The following is a 16,533-nucleotide window of genomic DNA, read 5'->3' on the forward strand; positions in this document are numbered from 1 at the left end:
TTTACTTTTTAAATATAGTATAGCTCTCTTTACATCTTTTGTCAAGAAGAAAGCGGCAAAAAAAGGACTGAAAATTTAAACATTGCAGTCCTTTCATCATCTTTATTGATTTCCTTTGTTATTTGCTTTCCAAAGCTACAGCCAATTCTACACAAGCTCCTCCTTGGTCTGGATTGAGCAGGGTCAGACGACCACCGTGCAAGAGAGCTACCTGCTTAGAAAAGGCTAAGCCGATTCCATGATGGGGATTAGCTGAATTGCGGCTTTGGTCACTCTGATAAAAGAGCTGTTCCGCTCCCAGCAGCATCTCCTCTGAAAATGCAGGGCCATTGTTCCAGATAGCAAAAACCAACTGGTCCTGCTGCACTGATACCGTTAGCTTGACTTCCTTTTGGTCCTGGTCAGCATGTTCAAGCGCATTCAGTAAAATATTGAGCAAAGCTCGCTTGAGATAGTCCAAATGAATTGACAAAATCAGACTAAGATCACAATCTTCTTGGAGGTAGAAACGATAGTTTTCCTGTTTGCTGAACAGTGCCCAGTCGTCCTGTAAATCAGCCAAAAAGTCCTCCAAGGAAAGCTGACTGAACTGATTAGAATCAATCTGAAAAGTCTTAGCGTAATCAATCAAAGAGCCACAATACTCTTCCATCTTGTGACTGGCCTGCAAAATCTCAGCAGCATAGTCTGCCTGTGGCTGGCCTAACTGCGCCAATTCCAAGAGCTCAGCATTCCCCTTAATCACAGTTAGGGGCGTCTTCAAATCGTGCGATGTCGCTGATAGCTGTAAAATCAACTCCTGATTATGCTGCTGCTCTCTTTCTAGAAGACGAGCATTATCTTGGTGGCTGCTCCGTAAATCGCTGTAGACTTCTAGCATTTCCTCAATCCGAAAAAGCTGACTTTGATTTTCTTCTAAAAGCTTCTCGCTCTTTAGCATTTTTATTTCCCTGTCGATTTTTCGGAGCAATTTCAAAATATGATAAAAAGTAATCAGCAGCAAGCTCCCTGCCCAAAAGAACAAGGTGAAAAGAACGTGATTACTTCCTTGCGTAAATTCATAGCCTATAAGTACAAAAATCAAAACATGAAAGAAGACGATTTTTAAACTGGTTGTCCAGACTAGGCTTTTGAAATTTCGGGTTCTAATTGCCATCTATAGCCTACTCCTCTCACTGTTGCGATTGCTTGCAGCCCTTCTTGTTTGCATTTTTGGCGAATCTGATATACGTATTCTGAAATAGAGCGAAGCTGTGTTTCTGAGCTTTCTGGGTAAAGCAAGGTATGCAGGCGTTCAGCTGAAAAGGTCTGCTTGGGATTGCTAGCTAGTAAATGTAGCAACTTAAACTCTCGCTCTGAAAATTTCAAGACTTTACCAAAACAGGCAACTTCATAGCGCTCTGGATAAAATTGACAAGAAGCAATTTCAGAATAGCGCTCCTCACGTCTTTCCTCCCGACGAAGATGAGCTCTGACACGCGCCAGTAATTCTTTGGTCCCAAAAGGTTTGACAATATAGTCATCTGCCCCACGAAAGAGCCCTTCCACCTTGTCCGCCTCCAACTCCTTAGCCGTCAGAAAGATGATGGGACACGAAAGATGAGGACGAATGTAGGAGCACAGCTCAAAACCATTAACAGGCTCCATCATCACATCTAGCAAAATCAAGTCATATCCGACAAAATTCGTCAGCTCTAGCTCTTCTATCCGATCAAGCGTCGTCACATCATAAGCATCGAGCTCTAGGACGTTTTTCACCAGCTTCAAAATGCTCCGGTCGTCATCAACCACCAAAATACGATACTGTCTCATAATTTCCATTATAGCATACCTCTAGCGAACATCTCGTTTCAAGCTTAAGAATATAGCAGAGCTCCAAACCAAAGCTAGCCAGAACAGCTGTATCCCCAGACCTGATAAATCTATTGAATGCTGAAGCCCTTCATACTCAAAGAGATTTAGGGTAGCCAGATCGGGCAGGTATTTTGCTTCCTTGATGAACGTTGCCAACAAACGACTGAGACCAATCAAGAGAGGAAAGAGCACTGACACCGGCACAACCCAAGATTGAAATAGCAAAGCGAGGCCGGCAGTTAAAAAAGCCAGAAAAAGATTGCTGAGAAGACCAAAAGAGCTGTAATAAAGGAATTTCCCCAGTAAGGACCAGCTAAAGTCTAGGTCAAAACGAGCCAGCATAACAAGGAAACAGCTGCCTATCATGATACTATAGAGGATCAAGAGCAGCAAGAACAGAAAAAGGAATTTCCCAGCCAACCAAGTCTTTCTATTTGATACGGTTAGAAAATTCGTTCGCATCCCAGACTTGACAAACTCCTGGGCAAAATAGAGGGAAGTAAAGATGACAATGACAGGCTGCGCCAGATAGAGGGCATGCAAAACCTCGCTCAGAGCCTTCGTTTGGCCAACTGCTGTCTGACTGTAGTCAAGATTCATTAGAAAAAATGGAACAGCTACCAGAGCCACCAAGGCTGCACCAAGAGCGAGATAGTAAGAACGGAACTTAATCCATTCACTTTTAAGCAGAGCTATTATCATCAGTATCGCCCTCCTAAATCCGTCTTCAAAAAGCGCAGAGAGGCCATGCCGCCGATGACTAGCAACCATGCACCAAGTATCAACAGTCCTTGCAAGGGATTGTTGGCATATTGGGAAGTTGGCGTTGCAGCAAACAACTCTCCTGCTGGCTGTGGCAAATAAGCCCCCCAACTCGTGTGAGCAGCTAGGTAGTTTCCCAGATTATAGATCTGTGGTACGAGAAAAAGCAGAGGAACCAGCATGGTCCGAGCCAATAAACCTAACAAAAATGAAAGGATTCCTAATAAGGTTAGAGATAAGGTTTTCCACAAAATCAAACTCCAAGCTGCTTGATTGAGCAGAATTGGATTAAGCCCTTCCTTTCCTAAAGCCAGGTGCATGACCATATAACTAAAGTAGATTGATAAAAAGCTACTGGCAAGAGAAAAGCAAGCAAAGGTCATGAGTTTCCCCACAAGCAACTTCAGGCGGTTATTACAGGTCAAAAGACTGGTTCTCAAGCTATGAGACTGAAATTCCATAGCTCCCAAAATTCCAGCTAAGATGACCAAAACCATGCCTGCCATAGAAGCCCCATTGAGGCCTAGATATTCCAGCGGGTCAATGGCTTCTGCCAGGCCGGGAACCGTCTCAGGCGTGGCATCCAAGCCGACAGATAAATACTGTCGACCCTCCAGCCAGGATACGGCAGGCACCAATAGCAGCATGAAGGCCATACTCACTTTGAAAGCCTTGGTTGAGCAAATTTTCAACCATTCTGAATGCAATAAAGACATCGTTTCTTTCATTTTAAACCTCCTCTGTCAAATCAAAGAAGAGATCTTCTAGGCTTTCTGAATCTTGCAACACCTCTTCCAATTGTCCCTGCTCAATAATTCGCCCATGATGAATCAAGACTACATCATCTGTCACCATTTGCACCTCTGACAAGATGTGGGAGGATAGAAGTACCGTTTTCCCTAAATCAGCCTGCTGACGGATGAACTTTCTAAACCACTTAATCCCACTTGGATCCAGCCCATTAGTCGGCTCATCTAATATGAGAAACTGAGGATCACCCAGCAAAGCTGCTGCCAAACCCAGCCGCTGACCTTCCCCCAGAGACAGGCTTGACAAGAGTTCCTTCCTCTTATGAGCGATTCCAGTCATCTCCAAAACCTCATCGATCCGAGACTTGGAAATAGCATTACTCGCTGCAATAATCCTCAGGTGGTCATAGACCTTTCGATTTGGAAGACCGCCAATGCCGTCAAAGGCTGCACCTACCGTTCTGAACGGATAGGTCATTGACTGATAGGTTTGCCCATCAAAAGTCGCAGTCCCAGATGTCGCCCGATCCAATCCCAAGAGAATCCTCAAGGTCGAACTTTTCCCTGCGCCATTTGGGCCCAGAAAAGCTGTTATCCGACCGCTTTTAGCTGTAAAAGAAATATCTTTTAAAACCTGCTTGCTGCCATGCTTCTTGCAGACTCCTTCTATTTTCACTATATGTTCCATACTGAACTCCTTTTGATTTTTCTTTAGTATACAGGGGCAAGTTCAGAGAAAGTTCAGACAATAAAAAAACTTGCCTTGCGACAAGCTTCTTTTCTTATTTTTCAACCACATCCCAGAGCTGGCGGATGCTTTTTTTCTGCACCGGATCGACAAAGTGTGGAGCGATTTCCACCAAAGATTGCAAGACAAAAGCTCGCTCAGCCACATAAGGATGAGGAACAATCAAATCTGGACTGTATATCTCCTCCTGCCCTATGTAAAGGATATCCAGATCAATCACACGAGGTCCCCATTTGATCTCTCGCACGCGCCCTAAATCCGCTTCGATAGCCAAGAGCGTCTGCATTAATTCCTCAGGATTGAGCCAAGTCTCAACTTCAACAACTTGATTGAGAAACGGATCCTGCTCAACCCCACCCCAAGGCTCCGTCTCGATACGACTTGATGCCTGCAACATTCTTATATTTTGCTCTGCCATTTTTTCCAAAGCAGCATCCAGATTGGCAGTCGGGTTGCCTTGATTGCTTCCCAGAGCGATAAAGGCTTTCCGCTTTTGACGCACTAGCTTGACTGAGCAGGTCTCTAAAGGCAGCGGAACCGGTGCCCAAGGCTTCTTGACCTCCAAGCTGACCTTTTGCACCAAAGGATGAGTCAGAAAAATCCGATCAATCAGCTTGTAAGCTAGCGTCTCAATCAAGTCCTCCTTGCTCTCCTGACACCAGTGGGTCAAATCATGAGCCAATTCTCCATAGTGGATAGAAGCTGTCAGGTCGCCTGTTTTGGCAGCCCGAGTCATATCATAATCCAAAATCAGATCCAGCACAAAACGCTGGCCCAATTCCTTCTCCGCTCCAAACAGACCGTGATAAGCATACACTTCCAAATCCTTAATGCGTAGCTGATCCATTCTCTTATCCTTTCTGATTCAAGTTTCTGCATTTCATCCTTAATAAAACTATCTAACCTTTCCTAACATGCTCCACCACTGATAAGATCAATGTCCCATCAGCTTGTAAGCTTCATTTTTCAGATCCTTATTCGTCGCTAAAACGCCACGCGCTGCTGTAGTAACCGTTGCAGTGCCAGGCTTTCTGACTCCTCGCATATTCATACACATATGCTCAGCTTCCACCCAGACCAGGGCCCCTTGAGCACCCAGATAGTCCATCAAGGCCTCAGCAATCTCTACGGTCAATCGCTCTTGAATCTGCGGTTTCTTGGCATAGACCTCTACTGTTCGGGCCAGCTTGGACAGGCCTGCTACCCGACCATTAGGCACATAGGCGATATGAACCTTCCCGTAAAATGGCAGGAAGTGATGCTCACACATGGAATGAAAGAAAATATCCTTCTCCACTACCATATTATTGTCAATGATTTCAAAAGACTTGGCCAGATGCTCCTCAGCAGTCTCACCCAGGCCAGCAAAGATTTCCTGGTACATTTTAGCAATGCGCTGTGGCGTCTCCTGCAAACCTTCGCGGCTTCCGTCTTCTCCAACCGCCTCAATAATCTGGGCAACAGCTGCTTCAATTTTCTTCGTGTCCATATACGCTCCTATGTTCATTTTTATTTTTTGATAACTGACTTGACTGAGAAGGACGCTCAGCAAAGTCTAACTTGCGATTCTCAAGGATTGATTTTCTAACCTGAGCTAGAAAATAAAGAGAACCCGTAATCAGCAAAAGCTCATCTGACTCATGCTCTACTGCTAAATAATCTGCTAAATAATCCGGCCATTCTTTGTAAGACAGGCTTTGCTGCTCAGCCAAGGCTTGCATACTCTCTTTAGAAAAACTCCGCGGATCGGCAAAGGCTGTCAAGCTTATAGCTGCTTTGGGAATCTTTTGCAGGAGCTCCACCATATCATTCAAGGCTTTGGTTTGGATACAAGCAAATAAAATGTGCTTCTTATAAGTCGGATAATGCTGGTTCAGTGTCGCAGCTAGCGACCGCAGGGCATGGGGATTATGGGCTCCATCCAGAAGAATAAGCGGCTGATCCAATATTCTTTCCAAACGCCCAGGCCATACAGCAGCAAGCAAAGCACTCTCAACCTCTGCTTTTGTCAATAAGGGCAGCGACTGCAGCTGACAGTATAGGTCGCACAAGTGCAGAGCTAGTCCAGCATTATCTGCCTGATGCAGTCCCATCAGAGCTGTTTGATACGAGTCTTTGGCCCGATAGGCATTCGAAAAGGAAAAGCTCTCCTCCGCCTTCTCTGACACTTGATGTTCCACTTGATAGTCTTGAGACCAAGAAAAGAGCGGAGCATCTTTTTCAGCAGCCTTTTGCTTGACTACTGCCAGAGCCTCTGGCTCCAACCTACCGGTCACAATGGGAACTCCAGGCTTGATAATGCCAGCTTTCTGCTGGGCAATAGCCTCTAGACTGTCACCCAGCAGGGCCACATGATCCAAACCAACTGTCGTGATAGCAGTCAGTAAGGGCTGGCAGACATTGGTACTATCCAAAAGCCCACCCATGCCGACCTCGATAATAGCCACATCCACCTGCTGCTCAGCAAAATAATCATAAGCCAGAGCCGTCACAATCTCAAACTCAGTTACCCCCTGCAAGCTAGAGTCTGTCGCATACTGGGCCAAAAGCTCTTGGTAAAGAGACAACAATCGCTGAAGGTCTTGGTCGGAGATCGCATTGCCATTAATGGCAATCTGCTCATTGTAGCTGACTAGGTAGGGAGAGGTGAAAGTGCCAACACGCAGGGCTCGCACCTCCAAAAGTTGGCGCAGATGGGCAATGGTCGAGCCCTTGCCATTAGTCCCTGCAATATGGATGACTGGCAGCCGCAAATGCGGATTCCCCCGCAGCTCCAGCAAACGCTCCATCCGCTCCAAGCCAAAATTGGGACTGGCTGTCCGATAGGCTTCCAACCAACTTAAATCAGGTAATTCTTGTTTTTTCATCTTACTTATATTGACCTAGATTGAGATCTTCTGTCTGCTGAGCTAGACGAATCGCATCGCCAACGGCAGCAGCCATCCGGTGCTTAGCCACCTCGTGCACTCTGACAACTTCAACGCCTCTGCTGGCCGCAAGGCTAGTCAGATGGGCTGAAGCTGTATCTCGGTTTTCAAAGCCTTCCTGAGTATTAGGATTGACCTCAAAGCCGTTTTCTTCTAAGATACTAACGAGAAACCGCTTACGAGAAACCCCAAGAAAAATAGGAAAACCAGCCTGATGGAGACTACCCAGCTCCTGCAAAATGAGAAGATTCTCCCGCTTGGTCAAACCGAAACCAATCCCTGGATCCAGCATGATATTATCACGCGAAAGGCCAGCATTTTCAGCCACCTTCAAAGATTTCTCAAAACACTTCCACATCAGTTCTGCAATCGGCAGCTCTGCAAAAAGAGATAACTCTTCCTTTGTGAAGACTGAACCAAAGCCAAATTCTGGGAAAATTTTTGAGCTGGCATGTTGAGGACGAGCCATCACTGGATTAAACATGACAATGACTGGCGCACCATATTTCGCAGCAGTCTCTGCCATCTTTTCATCACCCAAAAGACCGGTAATATCGTTGATGATATCTGCACCCGCAGCCAAAGCCGCAGCAGCCACTTCCGACTTCCAAGTGTCTACAGAAATCAGAATATCACTTTCCCGACGAATAGCTTCAATGACTGGCACCACCCGCTCTATCTCTTCTTGAATAGCCACAAAATGACTGCCTGGCCGAGTAGACTCACCACCAATATCCAGCATGTGAGCTCCCTCAGCAATCAGCTTTCTAGCCTGAGCCAATGCCGTCTCAACCGTATTGTAGCGCCCACCATCTGAAAAGGAATCTGGCGTCGCATTGATAATGCCACAGAGGCCCGTTCGGCCATCTGGAGCAATTGCTTTTAGATTCACCATTTGACTTTCATCTCATTTCTATCGGCTGCCCTGCTCTTCAACAAAAAAGGCACACTCATCTAGTGTACCGCAAAGCTCTCAGCAGATGCAGCATCCAGTCCTATGAACTGCACTCGACTTCACAAGAAGACCTTATCCAGCCCCTTGTTTCATTTACCATTTTACCATAATTCTTCTATTTGACAAAACACTTTCTAAAAGCAAAAGGGTAAAAGGCTGAGAATAATCATATTTCTGAGAATATGGGCCAGCATAGACAGCTCCAAACGCTGAAAATAAGGCCTGAGGAGATGGGCAAAGACTAGTCCCAAAACTAGATGGGACAGAAAACACAGAGTTTCCTGAGGATTTTTCGCAAGGGAAAAGCAGAGCAAACCTAGTGCAATCCCCCAGCTCTTCCGATAGCGAAGAGAGAAGTCACTGTCAACAAATTTCGGTGCTGCAGGGGATAAGACGGCGATGTCAATCCCCAAAAGCAAAAGAGAAGACGACAGAAAACTCTCCGTCAGCATCTGCTCCACCGCCTGACCTGACTGCACCTCCTTACCACACAGCAGAAGAACCCCCGCAGCATTGACCAAAATCATCAAAAAATACAAGAAAAGCAAGTGTCGACAATTGCTTGACTGACGCAGAGAACCTTTGATTTCCTGCAGCTCTCTGGCAAAATAAAAGGCACAACAAAAAAGCAACCCCAGCAAGCCCACCATAAAAAGCAGATTAGCCTGACTAAAGACCAAGCGATGAGGCATTGGATGAAGCATGAGCAGCAGTCCCGTCTGAGACAACATAGCCAGTAGTAACAATTGAATGATTTTCTCTAGTTTCAGCATATTCTCTCCATTCTTCTCTTATCATTATAGAAGAAGTAAGAGCAAGCTGGTAGAAATCCCCTCAAATGTCCTAATTTGTGCCTCAAATGACAAAAAAAGCAGGTATTCTCTGCTTTCCTACTTGTTCACCAAACCTGTCAGTATCATAATGAGTACTGCAACTCCATTTCTTAGCATGTGTGCTAAAATAGACATTTCCAAACGCTTAAATATGTAAGCAACAGCAGCTAAAACAGCACCCATACCTGCATATATAACAAAACTGCCGATATTGGTCGGACCATGAAAAAGACCGAAAAGAATGACTCCTACAACCAAGCCCCAAACATAATGCTTGGTAAAAATTTTCTGAGGAATCAAACCGCGAAAGACTACTTCCTCCAAGATAGGAGCCTGAATCACAGCTCCTACTACTAATAAAATCTTGGGTACATGCTGAAATAATGCATTCAAGGCATCCTGATTAGCAGTAGAAATAGCCTGACCTTCCAGCAGCATGATAATTGCTCCCAGCATGTTGACGCCAATCATGACAACATTAGAAACAGCTAACCAGCCAAACGAAGACCATTTGAAGAAGCTAAAGTCAAGGCTCAGTAGTTCTTCTTGCTTAGCCATTCTCAGAACAAAAAAGACAATCAAAAAATATACAACCAGCACAAAGATAGTCTGTCCAGCTGAAAAACTCTTCTCAGAAGCAGTCATCTGTCGGATAAATATAAATGGTATCTGGCTGAGAAATAAGACAAACAGAGTCAGTAGGATGTACTCTAATTTTTTTAGAATTGCTTTCATATCTTCCTCCTTTTCCTTCCTAGTATAGCTCAATTTTCTCTTTTTGTATAGACAATTCTTGACTGCAAGCATTTTGTATATTACGTATTGAGAGCCAATACTGATAGTGACTATGAGAACGAATCGCTCAATGTTTTCAAGGCCAGCAACCAAGAAAATCCTTTCTTAAAGCATATAAAAAGCCCAGTCAAACTGAGCTTTTGGATTTATTGATTTTTGAAACGTTCGACATCACGCGCGATGACCAATTCTTCGTCAGTCGGGATAACCAAGACTTTGACCTTGGCATCAGGACTGGAAATCACGCCTTCTGCACCACGCACATTCTTTTCTGGGTCTACGTTACAGCCAAACCAAGAAATACCATTAATAACCAGTTCACGAATGGTCACAGAATTTTCACCGATTCCTGCAGTAAAGATGATAGCATCAGCTCCATTCAAAACAGCAAGATACTGACCAATGTATTTTTGAATCCGATCGACAAAAATATCGTTGGCTAATTGAGCCTTGGCATCACCTGCCCGCATCGCCTCATGGATATCACGCATATCACTTGACTTCTCAGAAACTCCCAGCAAGCCAGATTCACGATTCAAAACGCGGCTAATATCTTCCGGAGTATTAAAGTCATCTGTGTATTGCATCAGGTAAGGAATGATAGCTGGGTCGATATCCCCTGTACGCGTTCCCATCATGACACCGCCAAGTGGTGTGAATCCCATAGATGTATCTACAGAAACGCCCTTGTCAACTGCTGTGATAGAAGCTCCGTTACCTATATGGCAAGTGATAAGCTTGAGTTCTTCAATCGGACGACCCAAAACTTTCGCAGCTTCCTTGGCTACATACTCATGGCTGGTACCGTGAGCTCCGTACTTGCGGACCTTGTTTTCAGTGTAATATTTAGTCGGAATCGGATAGCGATAAGCTTTTTCCGGCATAGTTGTATGGAAAGAGGTGTCAAAGACTACCACGCTGGTAATGTCTGGCAGAATTTCTCTAAAAGCACGGATGCCTGCAGCATTGGCTGGATTATGCAATGGAGCCAGAAGAGACAACTCCTCTACCTTTTGAATCACTTCTTCATCAACGAGGGCTGAATCCTTAAAGTGTTCACCGCCAGCCACAACACGATGGCCCACACCGGTAATCTCATCATAAGATTCAATGATATTAAAACGTTTCAAATCGTCCAGCAAAATTTTTACGGCCTGCGTGTGATCTGCAATATCAAGAACCTGCTTTTCTGAACGACCGTCAAACTTCACTGTTGAAATAGAATCCTTGAGACCAATCCGTTCCAGCAAGCCCTTAGCCAATACTTTTTCTTCCGGCATCAAGTAGAGTTGCCATTTTAAGCTTGAGCTTCCTGCATTAATAGAAATCGTTTTCGACATTTCTTCACCTCTTTAAGCGTTTTCAAAATTATTATATCAAAATTTTGTTTGAATTTCACTATCTTTATACCAGTTTTGAAAACTTTGACGGAATTTAAACATTTCATCATGATCTTGCAAATCCCGCAGAGGATAGATAAAAGGCTGAATATTATTCGCTTCTTGCTTCCTCAAGACAAAAAGAGTTTTGGCATGCTTGCTGCTTGAGAAAATAGACTCTGGCAAGGTTATCATCGCGATAAACTGAGCTTTGGCTAGGAGCCATTTTTTCAGCAGGGGAGCTTGAGCACTGGTCAAGAGGTCATTCGGCGCCAGAAATATAGCATAGCCTCCCGGTTTCAGATATTTGAGCGATTGCTCCATTAGAAGATGATGGGCATAAGTGTGCTCATCCGGACTAGCCACTTCATAGCGAGAGGCGATACTGTCGTCTGGATAAAAACCGACCGGTAAATCACTGATAATGATGTCACTCTCTTTCAGAACCTGAGGCCGAACTGCATCACCCTGAGCAAAGTGAGCCTTAGAGTTCATAACCTCTGCAATGCTGGCAGAAAGATCAATTAATAAATCATCTAGCTCCAGACCTAAGTAGTCAATCTTCTTTTGGGTATGATTGAGAACAGTCTCCGCCAAATTTCCTGTTCCGCTGCCGATTTCTAATACATCAGCTTCCTCTCCGTGAGCCAGCTGATCCAATAAGAAAGTAATCAGAAAACCAATTGTGTCAGGTGTGAATTGATGATTGACCTGCATGGGCTCCGTCTGGGCAGCCTTCATCAGGATAAACTGATAAGCTCTCCGCCACTCTTCCTTGTTCAAATGCAGAGCGCGGATTTTTTCATCGTTGGTCAGAACCTCTTGTAAATCAGTATCTCCATCTAGGTAAATGCCGTTCTGCTCAATAAGAGCATCGTAAAAATTAGTCGCCAGAGCGTTTTGGATATTCTGGACGTTTTCGAGAATCAGAGTATAAGCTTGTTCTATCTTTTCAAAATTCATGGAATCCTCCGTTCATCCTATCATACCAAAAATAAGGCCCCTTTCCAAGATATATAAAATTACAAAGATTTTACAGTTATATTAGTCCGATTTCCCAGCTTCGTCCGAAATCGCTTTCTCTTTTTTGGCAGTTGCTTTCTTGTCTTCCTTAGCTTTTTCCTCCTTCTTAGAAATGGTAAAAGTAAAGGAATAGGAATGTCCGCCGCTGAGCTGACTGCTGATTTCAAGATTTTTCCCTTGCCTGCGATAGACAGCCTTGCCCTGCTCAAACTCCATCTCACCGTTATCATCCTTGGCTGTAGCTTTTGTCAGAACTGCCATTGCATAGGCTTCCGTCCTTTCCCTGTTGAAAAGCTGCAAACGCTGACTGCTGACTTGACGGTTGAGATAAAACTGCAGGAGCAGGCTAAAGACAGCGGCCATCAATAGCGCATACAGTAAAATCCCAGCCTCAACTTTCTTCTTCCACACGATAGACGAACTCCCTCTCTAAGCCTTTTTCAAAGCGAAAATGAAGATGGACAAGCTTACCGTCCTGACGTACATCAGCTGCTTCCAAACCATAAATCATCGGCTGGTAGCCGCGACCGCTCTTATCTGTTTTACGGAAATCATCGCCCTTGGATTTACCCAAGGCCAAGTCCCTGCCATCCTGTCTGATGTAGATTTTATTGTCTTCAACCTTGTCAAATTGACTTCGCGAAAGCTCCGTCTCCAGTTGGTCGGCAAACAAAAGCCACTCTTGCTGTTGATTGTTCTCCTGCTGATGCAGTTCTGAAGATAAGAGCTGGGTCATAGCCTGAAAGACTAACACCCCGCCACTGAGAACCAGCAAGGCTACTAAAGTCTCCAAGAGAGTAAAGGCTTTGACTTTAAGGTTTTTGGACATGGATAACCACCTCCCCTTCGTGATAGACCAGTAGCTGCTTATCTGTCTTAAGCTGACGCACAGCAATTCCATTGATATGAAGCTCTTCTTGTCCTGTTTGCAGGGCCATACGAGCTACCCGAAGCACCTCTTCCTGCTGCAGAAGGATCTGCTGCTCTTTACGAGACTGGCTAATCTGTCCCAGAAGCAGACTGGCAATAGCCGCAAAAATTGCCATGGCAACCAGAGCTTCCAGCAGAATGCTAGCTTGAAGCCGTTGTCTTTTTAAACTTGCCATTTCCCATATAAAGCTGGTAAACAACTGTCCTGTCCTCCGTCTGAAAAGTAATTTTGCTGAGTGATGAATTCCCGCCAGCCCGGTCAAACAGAATGACCTGCTGCTCATGTTCCTGCAAAGTTTGTGGAAAGTCCAGCTCTTGATAGCCATTGGAAATCTGCCGTCCCGAAATCTTCAGAGAAAGCTTCTCATGACCGGCTACGCTCAGTCTCTGCGTCTCCTGGTAGAGCCTCTCAAACTCTAAAAAGAAGAGTTGCTCTTGAACCTGATTGAAGCCAGCCCTCACCGAGCCAGATAAGCCCAGTAAGAGAAAACTCACAACAAAAAGAACGAGGAGACTTTCCAGCAGTGTAAAAGCCTTAATTGGCAACCGCTTGAGTTTCGCCACTGTGTTTTCCATAGTAAGCCTTATAAGAATCTGCCTGTTTCTGGCTGATATTTCCTGCACTGACTAGCTTGCTCAGGCTAGCCTTTTCATTGGTATTCTTCAGTTCATACAGCTCCGCCTGGCTTTCTACTACCTTGACCACCGCTGCAGTTCCTGTATCTGAAACAGCATCTTTTTGCTTGGTCAGATTAGGCACAAAGAGCAGCAAGAGTACGCTGATAACCAGCAAGACAATCAGCATTTCCACAAGGGTGAATGCTTGAACTTTTAAGGTATTAAGTTTTTTCATTACAAATGAACCTCCATATTCTGATAAATGGGCAAGAGCATTGCCGCATAAAGTAAAACAATCACTAAGGCAACAAAAATAAATACTAGGGGCTGAATGAAATTCATGGCTCGGTTGATACGTAGGAAAAATTCCTCCCATGTCTTTTCAGCATAGACTTCCAGTTCACTCCCCAGCTTGGACTTGACCTCACCATACTCGATCATCAAGGACAATTCTTTCTTAAAGAAAGGATAGCTTGCCACCTTGTCCGCATAGCCTTGACCGCCTTGCAAAGCAGCAGCCATATCTTCTCCGATTTCCTGAAAGAGCTGGGAAGGCTGCTCCTGCATAATCGCAAAAATCTGACTCAGTTCCAAGCCCTGACCAATCATATTTCCCCATTCACGAGCATAATAAGCGGTCAAGTAAGCCTGTACCAAACGTCCAATAAATGGCAGAGCTGCTAGTTTGCTGAAAAAACGAATCTTGGATGACTTTCGATAGTAAAAGAGAGCCACTGAAACCAAGACAGCTAAAGCAAGGATGCTCCAAAAAAAGATCTGAGGCAGGTGATTAATCAGCTGAGTAGCTAGATTCTGGCTGTCCAATTGAGGCAGAAGATAGTTGCGCAATCCCAGCATGATAAGGACCAAAAAGCCCAGCAGCATGAGAGGATAGGTCCCTACCTCTATCAATTTTTTCTTAACCTTGGACAGATTTTCCAGATAGGCCTCAATCTTGCCCAAACTAAGTGTCAGATTGCCATGCAGCTCAGATAAGGAAAGCTGGGTTACAACACTGTCGGAAAATCCCAGTCGACTGACAATCTCTGAAAAGGACTGACCAGCTGACAAGCCTGCCCGCATTTCAGTGACATATACTTCCTCCAACAAGGCACTTCGTCTCAGAAAGTCTACAATCTCTGCTAGGTGAAAACCGCTGCTGAAGAGATTATGAAAGAGCTCAATAATCTTTTTCTGCTTAGGCGTAGACAATTTTTTCGGTCTGCCTTTGCTCAGCACTGATATGTCCTTCTGCAAAAAGCTGATCAATCTGCTGATTCCAGACTTCGGCTTTGTGCTCTTGATAGTTTTGACTGACAAAATCAACGACACCTCCTCCCCCAATTAAACGCTGGTAACAAACACCTTGAAGCACCATTCTTAGCTCATCCTCGCTAACGCCCAATTCCAAAAGCCGCTCATAGACACCGCGAACACTCTTGGCATGAATCGTTGAAAAGACCGTAGCTCCGGTCAAACTTGCCCGAACCACTGCCCTAGCTGTCTCTCGATCACGAATTTCCCCGATAATCAAGAGATCCGGCCGATGTCGCAGAGACAGCTTAATCAGACTGTCATAAGTCATGCCAATGGTTTCGTTCAGCTGCAGCTGCAGCATAGCCTCTTGCTTAATCTCAACCGGATCTTCAATCGACATAACCTGCTGACCAGAAAATTTGAGCTGAGCCAAATGGTACATTAAGGTTGTCTTGCCACTGCCGACTGGACCCGAGAAAAGATAGAGACCGCGAGCTTGAATTTTCTTGCGCAGCTCCGGCAATTGCTCAAACCAAAAGCGCAGCTCCCTGTCTTCATCATGCAGGAGCCGGATAACCAGACTTTCAAAACCACGGTAATCCCCAACTGACGAAAGCCGGATTGAAACCTTTGCTTCCTCACAGTCATAATCGCATGACCCAAGCTGACTGCGGCGCTTCTCTCCAACATTCATACCTGCGACAAACTTAAAGTGGCTGATAACAGCTGACAGAATCTCAAAATCATAAGTTTTTATAAAGCGACGTTCATCACCGATTCTCATATAAAGCTCATAGCAAGTAGTCTTAGGAATGAGGTAAATATCCTGCGCCCCCTCTTGCCGAGCCTGCCTAATCATTTCTTTTGCAATTTCTTGAACCATACATCCTCCTCACCTTACTATTCGCAAAAAATCCAGAAAAAGAAAAAACAGCGGAAGAAACTTAACTTCTAACAAGTTAGGTCTCTTCTGCTGCTATATTATCAGATTTGCAAAATATATTCTTTCGATTTAAAGAGGCTTAGCGTTTTTTAGTTTAACTGAACAAGCTTGGTGCTTTTCAAGACCGTTCTGCTTAGTATAGCCTGGCCGGTACTTGCTCTTAGGAATCTGGCAATCATTCTCCAGCAAAAACAGCGAGTGGTACTGCTGAACATTCTCATCGCACTCCTCGCACCAGCGCTGATCCTCCGGATCCCAAAAAATTGTCATTAAATCACTGCGGCTCTTATACAAAGGTGACTGCTCTTCCATTTGCAGCCAGCGGCTTTTATAATACTTAAGGGCTTCATAATAATCATCGAACTGCTTCTTTGCAACGATATCCTCTTCCCAGCCATCCAGAAACCACCACGGTTCATAGTCCCCGTACATCTCAATTACACAATACATACTCGTCCTCTCTTTGTACCGTATATTATATATGAATTCTTTGACGAACAAAACTATTTTGCTCAAAATCAGAAAACAAGAACTTTATTGGAACGGAGACAAGCACATCACTCTTCATGATATGAAGATTAACCTCACGGATAGTAATCTTAATAATCTTAGAAACAAATGTTGCGTTCTTATAAAGGCTTTCTATTTTAACGGTTTGTCAAATAAATCTTAATCTTTTTGTTCAAAAAAAGTGAGACAAATATCATTTTGTCCCACCTTATTGTCTGCATGAGCTTAAGCAAAATGTTCATCTTACTCG

Annotated in this window: 21 protein-coding genes; all 21 read right to left on the minus strand. The window is 44.5% G+C overall.

Translation table 11 applies throughout. The features are described from left to right. Window positions 1-118: 118 nt before the first annotated feature. Complete coding sequence (locus tag HMPREF9378_RS00275; RefSeq protein WP_002903589.1) at window positions 119-1,156, minus strand: sensor histidine kinase; 1,038 nt, start codon at window positions 1,154-1,156, stop codon at window positions 119-121. Beyond that, window positions 1,123-1,821, minus strand: coding sequence for a response regulator transcription factor (locus tag HMPREF9378_RS00270; protein ID WP_002903588.1), 699 nt, complete (start codon window positions 1,819-1,821; stop codon window positions 1,123-1,125). Before HMPREF9378_RS00270 ends, HMPREF9378_RS00275 begins: the two co-directional genes overlap by 34 nt. Window positions 1,822-1,833: 12 nt before the next feature. Then, a complete protein-coding gene (locus HMPREF9378_RS00265) occupies window positions 1,834-2,556 on the minus strand; it encodes a hypothetical protein (protein WP_002914476.1) in 723 nt (240 codons plus the stop codon). Then, window positions 2,556-3,344, minus strand: coding sequence for a lantibiotic ABC transporter permease (locus HMPREF9378_RS00260; protein WP_002898614.1), 789 nt, complete (start codon window positions 3,342-3,344; stop codon window positions 2,556-2,558). The genes HMPREF9378_RS00265 and HMPREF9378_RS00260 overlap by 1 nt, the downstream gene beginning before the upstream one ends. Before the next feature lies 1 nt (window position 3,345). Beyond that, window positions 3,346-4,053 carry an ABC transporter ATP-binding protein gene (locus HMPREF9378_RS00255; RefSeq protein WP_002914477.1) on the minus strand — a complete coding sequence of 236 codons (708 nt, stop codon included), beginning with the start codon at window positions 4,051-4,053 and terminating at the stop codon, window positions 3,346-3,348. Between the two features lie 94 nt (window positions 4,054-4,147). After that, window positions 4,148-4,960 (minus strand): 2-amino-4-hydroxy-6-hydroxymethyldihydropteridine diphosphokinase, encoded by an 813-nt coding sequence (gene folK / locus HMPREF9378_RS00250; RefSeq protein WP_002901694.1) that lies wholly within the window; start codon window positions 4,958-4,960, stop codon window positions 4,148-4,150. 87 nt (window positions 4,961-5,047) lie between these two features. Beyond that, window positions 5,048-5,602 carry a GTP cyclohydrolase I FolE gene (folE, locus tag HMPREF9378_RS00245; protein ID WP_002901696.1) on the minus strand — a complete coding sequence of 185 codons (555 nt, stop codon included), beginning with the start codon at window positions 5,600-5,602 and terminating at the stop codon, window positions 5,048-5,050. Then, the gene (locus tag HMPREF9378_RS00240; protein ID WP_002901698.1) at window positions 5,583-6,980 is read right to left on the minus strand and encodes a bifunctional folylpolyglutamate synthase/dihydrofolate synthase; all 1,398 of its coding nucleotides are present in this window, start codon (window positions 6,978-6,980) and stop codon (window positions 5,583-5,585) included. Before HMPREF9378_RS00240 ends, folE begins: the two co-directional genes overlap by 20 nt. Window position 6,981: 1 nt before the next feature. Beyond that, window positions 6,982-7,935: a dihydropteroate synthase gene (gene folP, locus HMPREF9378_RS00235; protein WP_002901699.1), complete on the minus strand. Its 954-nt coding sequence runs from the start codon at window positions 7,933-7,935 to the stop codon at window positions 6,982-6,984. A 194-nt stretch (window positions 7,936-8,129) separates the two neighbouring features. Then, the gene (locus HMPREF9378_RS00230; protein ID WP_002901701.1) at window positions 8,130-8,768 is read right to left on the minus strand and encodes a hypothetical protein; all 639 of its coding nucleotides are present in this window, start codon (window positions 8,766-8,768) and stop codon (window positions 8,130-8,132) included. A 117-nt stretch (window positions 8,769-8,885) separates the two neighbouring features. Further along, entirely contained in the window at window positions 8,886-9,635 is a 750-nt protein-coding gene (locus tag HMPREF9378_RS00225) for a CPBP family intramembrane glutamic endopeptidase (RefSeq protein WP_032909647.1), read from the minus strand. Between the two features lie 134 nt (window positions 9,636-9,769). Next, window positions 9,770-10,963, minus strand: a complete 1,194-nt coding sequence (locus tag HMPREF9378_RS00220; protein WP_002901705.1) for an acetate kinase — start codon at window positions 10,961-10,963, stop codon at window positions 9,770-9,772. A 36-nt stretch (window positions 10,964-10,999) separates the two neighbouring features. Beyond that, the gene (locus tag HMPREF9378_RS00215; RefSeq protein ID WP_002901707.1) at window positions 11,000-11,965 is read right to left on the minus strand and encodes a class I SAM-dependent methyltransferase; all 966 of its coding nucleotides are present in this window, start codon (window positions 11,963-11,965) and stop codon (window positions 11,000-11,002) included. An 81-nt stretch (window positions 11,966-12,046) separates the two neighbouring features. After that, window positions 12,047-12,436, minus strand: coding sequence for a competence type IV pilus minor pilin ComGG (comGG, locus tag HMPREF9378_RS00210; RefSeq protein WP_002901710.1), 390 nt, complete (start codon window positions 12,434-12,436; stop codon window positions 12,047-12,049). Next, complete coding sequence (comGF, locus tag HMPREF9378_RS00205) at window positions 12,417-12,854, minus strand: competence type IV pilus minor pilin ComGF (RefSeq protein ID WP_002901713.1); 438 nt, start codon at window positions 12,852-12,854, stop codon at window positions 12,417-12,419. Before comGF ends, comGG begins: the two co-directional genes overlap by 20 nt. After that, window positions 12,838-13,131, minus strand: a complete 294-nt coding sequence (gene comGE / locus HMPREF9378_RS00200; RefSeq protein ID WP_002914478.1) for a competence type IV pilus minor pilin ComGE — start codon at window positions 13,129-13,131, stop codon at window positions 12,838-12,840. The genes comGF and comGE overlap by 17 nt, the downstream gene beginning before the upstream one ends. Next, a complete protein-coding gene (gene comGD / locus HMPREF9378_RS00195) occupies window positions 13,097-13,531 on the minus strand; it encodes a competence type IV pilus minor pilin ComGD (RefSeq protein WP_002901717.1) in 435 nt (144 codons plus the stop codon). Before comGD ends, comGE begins: the two co-directional genes overlap by 35 nt. Next, complete coding sequence (comGC, locus tag HMPREF9378_RS00190) at window positions 13,491-13,808, minus strand: competence type IV pilus major pilin ComGC (protein WP_002896769.1); 318 nt, start codon at window positions 13,806-13,808, stop codon at window positions 13,491-13,493. The genes comGD and comGC overlap by 41 nt, the downstream gene beginning before the upstream one ends. Beyond that, window positions 13,808-14,842: a competence type IV pilus assembly protein ComGB gene (gene comGB / locus HMPREF9378_RS00185; protein WP_263281106.1), complete on the minus strand. Its 1,035-nt coding sequence runs from the start codon at window positions 14,840-14,842 to the stop codon at window positions 13,808-13,810. The genes comGC and comGB overlap by 1 nt, the downstream gene beginning before the upstream one ends. Further along, entirely contained in the window at window positions 14,772-15,713 is a 942-nt protein-coding gene (gene comGA, locus HMPREF9378_RS00180) for a competence type IV pilus ATPase ComGA (protein WP_002901721.1), read from the minus strand. The genes comGB and comGA overlap by 71 nt, the downstream gene beginning before the upstream one ends. Before the next feature lie 129 nt (window positions 15,714-15,842). After that, on the minus strand, window positions 15,843-16,223 hold the full coding sequence (locus HMPREF9378_RS00175; protein WP_002901723.1) for a DUF1033 family protein: 381 nt from the start codon (window positions 16,221-16,223) through the stop codon (window positions 15,843-15,845). Window positions 16,224-16,533 lie beyond the last annotated feature (310 nt).

The sequence above is a fragment of the Streptococcus sanguinis SK1 = NCTC 7863 genome (genome assembly GCF_000194945.1).
Lineage (GTDB): Bacteria > Bacillota > Bacilli > Lactobacillales > Streptococcaceae > Streptococcus > Streptococcus sanguinis.